The following is a 6418-nucleotide window of genomic DNA, read 5'->3' on the forward strand; positions in this document are numbered from 1 at the left end:
CGGCCGGTGGTGCCCGGCCGGGAAGTCGCCGGCCGGGGGTGGACGGTCTCCTCGCGGTGCCCGGCCCGCGCCCCGAGGGGGTCGCGGGCCGGGGCTTCCGCGGGCCGTGTCAGGCCCAGGCGAGGTGCTCGCGGTTGTGGGCGAGCAGCCGGTCCGTGAGCTGGTCGGCGAGTTCGATCTGGCCGACCAGCGGGTGGGCGAGCAGGGCGTCGAAGACCCGGTCGCGGCCGCCGTGCAGGGCGGCGTCGAGCGCGAGGTGCTCGTAGGCGGTGACGGCGGCGGTGAGCCCGGCGTACAGCGGCTCCAGGGGGCGCTGCGGCAGCGGGCGCACGCCCGCCGCGTCGACCTCGGCCGGCACCTCGATGACGGCGTCGTCGGGGAGGAAGGGCAGCACGCCGTCGTTGCGGGTGTTGACCACCTGCACGGAGGTGCCGCCGCCGGTGCCGAGCAGTGCGGCGATCAGCTGGACGGCGGCCTCCGAGTAGAAGGCGCCGCCGCGCTTGCCGAGCAGTTCCGGCTTGGTGTCCAGGGTCGGGTCGGCGTACAGCTCCAGCAGCTGCCGCTCGATCTCGGAGACCTGCGCGGCCCGCGAGCCCTGCTCCTTGAGCTCCGCCACCACCGCGTCGTGCTGGTAGAAGTACCGCAGGTAGTAGGACGGTACGACGCCGAGCCGTTCGATGACGGGCTGCGGCAGGTGCAGGTCGGCCGCGATGTCCTTCCCGAAGTCCCGCAGCAGCTCCGGCAGCACCTCCCGGCCGCCGGCGGCGCCGGGCCCGTCGAGCAGGGTCACCCCGCGCTCCCAGGTCAGGTGGTTGAGCCCGACGTGGTCCAGCCGGACCAGCTCCGGGTCCACCCCGAGGTGCGCGGCGAACTTGCGCTGGAAGCCGATGGCGACGTTGCACAGCCCGACGGCCTTGTGGCCGGCGGTCTGGAGGGCCCGGGTGACGATGCCGACCGGGTTGGTGAAGTCCACGATCCAGGCGTCCGGGTTGGCCCGGCGCACCTGCTCGGCGATGTCCAGGACCACCGGGACGGTGCGCAGCGCCTTGGCGAGCCCGCCGGCGCCGGTGGTCTCCTGGCCGACGCAGCCGCACTCCAGCGGCCAGGTCTCGTCCTGGTTGCGGGCCGCCTGCCCGCCGACCCGCAGCTGGAGCAGGACGGCGTCGGCGTCCGCGACGCCCGCCGCCAGGTCCGTCGTCACGGTGACCGTCGCGGTGTGCCCCTGCTTGGCGAAGATCCGCCGGGCGAGCGCGCCGATCAGCTCCAGCCGTTCGGCGGCCGGGTCGATCAGCACCAGCTCGCCGACCGGCAGGGTGTCGCGCAGCCGGGCGAAGCCGTCGATCAGCTCCGGGGTGTACGTCGAACCACCGCCGACGATGGCCAGCTTGAGCGAGGAAGCTCCGGACGTCTTCGGTGCGGACATCAGCCCTTGACCCCTGTCAGTGTCACGCCTTCGATGAAGGCCTTCTGAGCGAAGAAGAAGAGGAGGATCACCGGCGCCATCACCAGCAGGGTGGCGGCCATGGTGAGGTTCCAGTTGGCGTGGTGGGCGGCCTTGAACGACTCCAGCCCGTACGAGAGGGTCCACGCCTCGTGGTTGTTGCTGGCGTAGATCTGCGGGCCGAAGTAGTCGTTCCAGCAGTAGAAGAACTGGAACAGCGCGACCGCCGCGATGGCCGGCTTGGCCATCGGCAGGACCACCCGCAGCAGGGTGCGCAGGTCGCCGCAGCCGTCGATCCGGGCGGCCTCGATGTACTCCTTGGGGATGGTCATCAGGAACTGGCGCAGCAGGAAGATGGAGAACGCGTCGCCGAAGGCCATCGGGATGATCAGCGGCCAGAGCGAGCCGCCCAGGCCCATCTGCTTGGCCCAGAACAGGTACATCGGGATGACGGTGACCTGCGGCGGCAGCATCATCATCGCGATGACCGCCATCAGCGCCAGGTTGCGGCCCCGGAAGCGGAACTTGGCGAGCGCGTAGGCGACCGGCAGGCTGGAGACGACGGTCAGCAGGGTGCCGAGCCCGGCGTACAGCAGGGTGTTGCGCCACCAGGAGAGGAAACCGGGGGTGCTCCAGACCTTGGTGTAGTTGCCCCACTGCCAGTGGGTGGGCCAGTAGTCGGTGGTGAGCGCCTGCTGGTCGTCCATCAGCGAGGTGAGGAAGACGAAGACGAAGGGGAGCAGGAAGAACAGCGTGGCGGCGATGGCCAGGGAGTGGACGGCCACCCAGTTGAGCAGGTCGCGGCGCCGGGCCGCCCGGGCGGCGGGGCTGCCGGAGCGGCCGGTGCGGCCGGTCGGGGCCGGGGCCGGGGTGAGCGTGTTGCTGAGAGTCATGTTCAGGTCCTCACTGGCCCGCTAGTCGTCGTTCGCCATGAAGCCGGACTTGCGGCGGAGCAGGATCGAGGTGACGGCCATCGAGATGGCGAACAGCACCAGGGCGACGACGCAGGCAGCGCCGTAGTTGAACCGCTGGAAGCCGAGGTTGTAGACCATCTGCGGCAGGGTCCAGGTGGAGCCGCTCGGGTAGCCCGGTTCGAACTGCTGGCCGGAGTTGCCGGCGATGCCGCTGGCGACCTTCCCGGCGACGATCGCCTGGGTGTAGTACTGCATGGTCTGGATCACCCCGGTGACCACCGCGAACATGATGATCGGCGAGATGTTCGGCAGCGTGACGTACCGGAAGCGCTGGAACGGTCCGGCGCCGTCCAGTTCGGCCGCCTCGTACTGCTCCTTGGGGACGTCCAGCAGCGAGGCCATGAAGATGACCATCAGGTCGCCGATGCCCCACATGGCGAGCAGGGTGAGCGCCGGCTTGGACCAGTCCGGGGAGGCGAACCAGCCGGGCTGCGGCAGGCCGATCTCGCCGAGCAGGTGGTTGACCGGGCCGGTGCCGGGGTTGAACAGGAAGGCGAAGGCGACGGTCGCGGCCACCGGCGGGGCCAGGTACGGCAGGTAGAACGCGGTGCGGAAGAAGCCGGCGCCGGTCTTGACCTTGGTGATCAGCATGCCGATGCCGAGGCCGAAGGCGACCCGCAGGCTCACCATCACGACGACCAGCCAGAGGGTGTTGCGCAGGCCCTGCCAGAAGGTCGGCAGCTGGTTGAAGACGTAGTCCCAGTTCTTGAGGCCGTTGAACGTCGGTGCGCCGAAGCCGTTGTACTGGGTGAAGGAGAAGTAGGCGGTGGAGACCAGCGGGTAGACGAAGAAGACGCTGAACCCGATCAGCCAGGGGGAGAGGAAGGCGAGGGTGCGGGCCGCCTCCCGGCGGCGCTTCCGGCGCAGCAGGTGCTGCGTGGAGGGCGCCGCCGGGCCGGACGGTCCGGCGTCAGCCTTGCCGCTGTTTCCCTTGCGGGTGCCGAACGCGAGTGACATGGGAGCTCCGTGGACCGTTCCCGGCGCTACTTGGCCTGGGCGATGTCGGTGTCGATCTGCTTGGCCGTGGCGGCCAGCCCGGCCTGGAGGTCGGCCTGCTTGCCGGACTCGTAGTCGTAGCCGAGGTTCTGCAGGGAGGAGATGTAGGCGCTGCCGTTGACGGCCGCCGGCGTGGTGCCGGAGTGGGCGTTCTTGGCGACGTCCAGGAAGGTCTTGAAGTTGGTGTCGCTCACCAGCTTGGGCGAGTTGAGCGCCTCGAAGGTGCTCGGCACGTTGTGGATCGCGTTGGCGAAGTTGACGACCGCGTCGGTGTCGGTGGTCAGGTACTTGACGAGCTCCCAGGCGGCGGCCTGCTTCTTGCTGGTGCCGGCGATGCCGACGATGGTGCCGGTCTGGTAGCCGCGGCCGTAGGTGTCGGCCTGGTCGTCCGGGACCGGGAACGCGGCGGTGGCCCACTCGAAGCCGGGCTTGTTCTCGGCGAGCGAGGCGGTGCGCCACTCGCCGTCGAGGGCCATCGCGACCTGGCCGGTGTGGAACGGGTTCTTGGCGCTGAACTCCTCGCCGAAGGTCGAGCGGAACTTGTCCAGCTTGGCGTAGCCGCCGAGCTGGTCGACCAGGCCCTTCTGCCACTTGAGCATCGCGGCGACCTTCGGGTCGGTGGCGATGTTCGACTTGCCGTCGGCACCGAAGTAGGTGGGGCCGTACTGGCCGAGAAAGTGCTCGGTGGTGGACTCGTAGCCGTGGTAGAGCGGCATGAAGCCGAGCTGCTTGTACGAGTCGCCGTCGGCGACGGTCAGCGCGGCGGCGTCCGCGGCGAACTCGCTGAAGGTCTTCGGCGGGTTGGCGATGCCGGCGTCGGCGAACGCCTTCTTGTTGTAGTACAGGCCGTACGCGTCGCCGAGCAGCGGCAGCGAGCACTGGTTGCCCTGGAACTGGGTGTAGTCGAGCATCGCGGCCGGGAAGGTCTTGACCGGGTCGATGCCGCTCTTCTGCAGCAGGGGCTTGAGGTCGACGAACGCCTTGGTGGAACAGAACATGCCGACGTTGTTGGTGGTGAAGGAGGACACCACGTCGGGCGCGTCGTCGCCGCCGGCCCGCAGGGCCTGGTTGACCTTGTCGTCGGCGATGTTGCCCACGGCCTTGACGTGGATGTTGGGGTGGGCCTTCTCGAAGGCGGCGATGTTGTCGTTGATCGCCTTGGTCTCGTTGTCCTGGTTCCAGCCGTGCCAGAACGTGATGGTGACGTCCTTGCCGGAGGCCGAGTCGTCGGTGGAGCCCGAGCCGCTGGAACCGGTGCAGGCGGTGGCGAGCAGGGCCAGGACGGCGCTGCCGGCGACGGCGACGATCGTGCGGCGGCCTCTGCGGGAGGTGGTGGCGTGCACTTCGAGGTCCTCCTGGGAGTGCGCGGGCAGGCGTCGTTGCCTCGGGTCCCGCGTTCGGGGGTTGGGGGAGAGGTGGGTGCGGGTGGAACGAGGTGACAGGGGAGCGTCAGTGGGTGGAGAAGACCGCCTCGCGGGCGTCCGACAGGGCACGTTGCAGGGCGCCGAGCAGGACCGGGGAGCCGGGCAGGGCACTGCTGCGGACCTCCGGCCGGGCGATGGAGAGCCGGGCCAGTTCGTCCTCGACGAGCGAGCGCAGACGTTCCCCGCCCGCGCTCGGCACCGCGCCGGAGAGGACCACGAGCTGGGGGTCGACGACGGCGACGATCACGGTCAGCCCGACGGCGAGCCGCCCGGCCAGTTCGGCGAGGAAGGCGTCGCCGGCGCCCGGGGTCGCCAGCGCCTTGGCGATCGACTCCTCCGCGGTGGGCGCGCCGAGCCCGTGCTCGCGGGCCAGCACCCGGACGGCGGGCGCGCCGACCAGGGCCTGGAAGCCGCCGAAGTTGCGGCGCCGGGAGTCCCACTCGACGGGCGAGTCGGGCACCGGCATGTAGCCGACCTCGCCGGCGCCGCCGGTGAAGCCGCGGTGCAGCCGCCCGGCGATCACGATCGCGGCGCCGACGCCCGCCTCGGCCCAGAGCAGGACGAAGTCCTCGAAGCCCGCCGCCGCGCCGGAGACCTGCTCGGCGACGGCGGCCAGGTTCACGTCGTTCTCGATCGACACCGGCGCGCCGACCGCCTCGGACAGCTCCTCGACCAGTCGCGGCGAGTGCCACCCGGGCAGGTGGGAGGCGTAGCGCAGCTTGCCGGTGACCGGGTCGGGGGCACCGCCGACGCCGATCGCGACGGCGCGCAGACTGCCCTCGGGGAGCCCGGCGGCGCGGACCGCCTCGGCCACCGCGGCGGCCACCCTGGGGACCGTCTCGGCGGCCGGGACGCCCTTGGTGGCCACGGTGTGCTCGGCCAGCGTGGTGCCGGTGATGTCGGCGACCGCGACCCGGATCCCGCTGTTGGTGACGTCCAGTCCGGCGACGTGGCCGGCGGCCGGATTCACTTGGTAGAGCTGCGCGTTGGGCCCCGGGCCGCCGGCCGTGGTGCCGACCGGCAGGACCAGCCCGGCCGCCTCCAGCCGGGCCAGCAGCTGGGAGGCGGTGGGCTTGGACAGCCCGGTCAGGGTGCCGATCTGGGTGCGGGAGAGCGGGCCGTTCTCCAGCAGGAGTTCCAGGGCGGCACGGTCGTTGATGGCGCGCAGCAGGCTGGGGGTGCCGGCGAGGGGGGCCTTGGCGGTGCTCCTGGTCATGGCCGGAATCCTCCTCGTTCGGCTGGTCGGGTGAACTGTTAGGAAACTTTCCAGTCGCTTGGGAAGGACCGTAAGGGCCGCGTGAGCGGGGTGTCAATGCCCGGTGACCCGGAGGATGCCGAAGCGTTACCGGACCGGTGGGGGCGGGGCTCACACTCGCCCCGCCTTCAAAAAGAAAACCGAAAGCCCGCCACAACAAACATCCAACCGCGGGACTGTATAGAGGAAGACTCTACTTTTGCTGCCCGCCTTGCACGAGTGGCGAGGCGGGCAGCAAAAAACAAAACCAGCTACTGAAAACAAGCGCGGCGGGCGCCACTGAGTTGGTGGCCGCCGCCCAAAGGCCCCCCACTTAACCAGTCTCTTA

General features: G+C 70.4%; 5 protein-coding genes. All 5 read right to left on the reverse strand.

The features are described 5' to 3' along the window. Nucleotides 1-109: 109 nt before the first annotated feature. Nucleotides 110-1423 carry a 6-phospho-beta-glucosidase gene (locus ACFQ6N_RS31145; RefSeq protein WP_380656243.1) on the reverse strand — a complete coding sequence of 438 codons (1314 nt, stop codon included), beginning with the start codon at nucleotides 1421-1423 and terminating at the stop codon, nucleotides 110-112. Next, a complete protein-coding gene (locus ACFQ6N_RS31150) occupies nucleotides 1423-2334 on the reverse strand; it encodes a carbohydrate ABC transporter permease (RefSeq protein ID WP_380656246.1) in 912 nt (303 codons plus the stop codon). The genes ACFQ6N_RS31145 and ACFQ6N_RS31150 overlap by 1 nt, the downstream gene beginning before the upstream one ends. Before the next feature lie 21 nt (nucleotides 2335-2355). Next, a complete protein-coding gene (locus ACFQ6N_RS31155) occupies nucleotides 2356-3372 on the reverse strand; it encodes a carbohydrate ABC transporter permease (RefSeq protein ID WP_380656249.1) in 1017 nt (338 codons plus the stop codon). Between the two features lie 26 nt (nucleotides 3373-3398). Then, the gene (locus ACFQ6N_RS31160; protein WP_380656251.1) at nucleotides 3399-4754 is read right to left on the reverse strand and encodes an ABC transporter substrate-binding protein; all 1356 of its coding nucleotides are present in this window, start codon (nucleotides 4752-4754) and stop codon (nucleotides 3399-3401) included. Between the two features lie 106 nt (nucleotides 4755-4860). Further along, the gene (locus ACFQ6N_RS31165) at nucleotides 4861-6051 is read right to left on the reverse strand and encodes an ROK family protein (protein WP_380656254.1); all 1191 of its coding nucleotides are present in this window, start codon (nucleotides 6049-6051) and stop codon (nucleotides 4861-4863) included. Between the last annotated feature and the right edge of the window lie 367 nt (nucleotides 6052-6418).

It is taken from the genome of Kitasatospora sp. NPDC056446 (genome assembly GCF_042796115.1).
Classification (GTDB): domain Bacteria; phylum Actinomycetota; class Actinomycetes; order Streptomycetales; family Streptomycetaceae; genus Kitasatospora.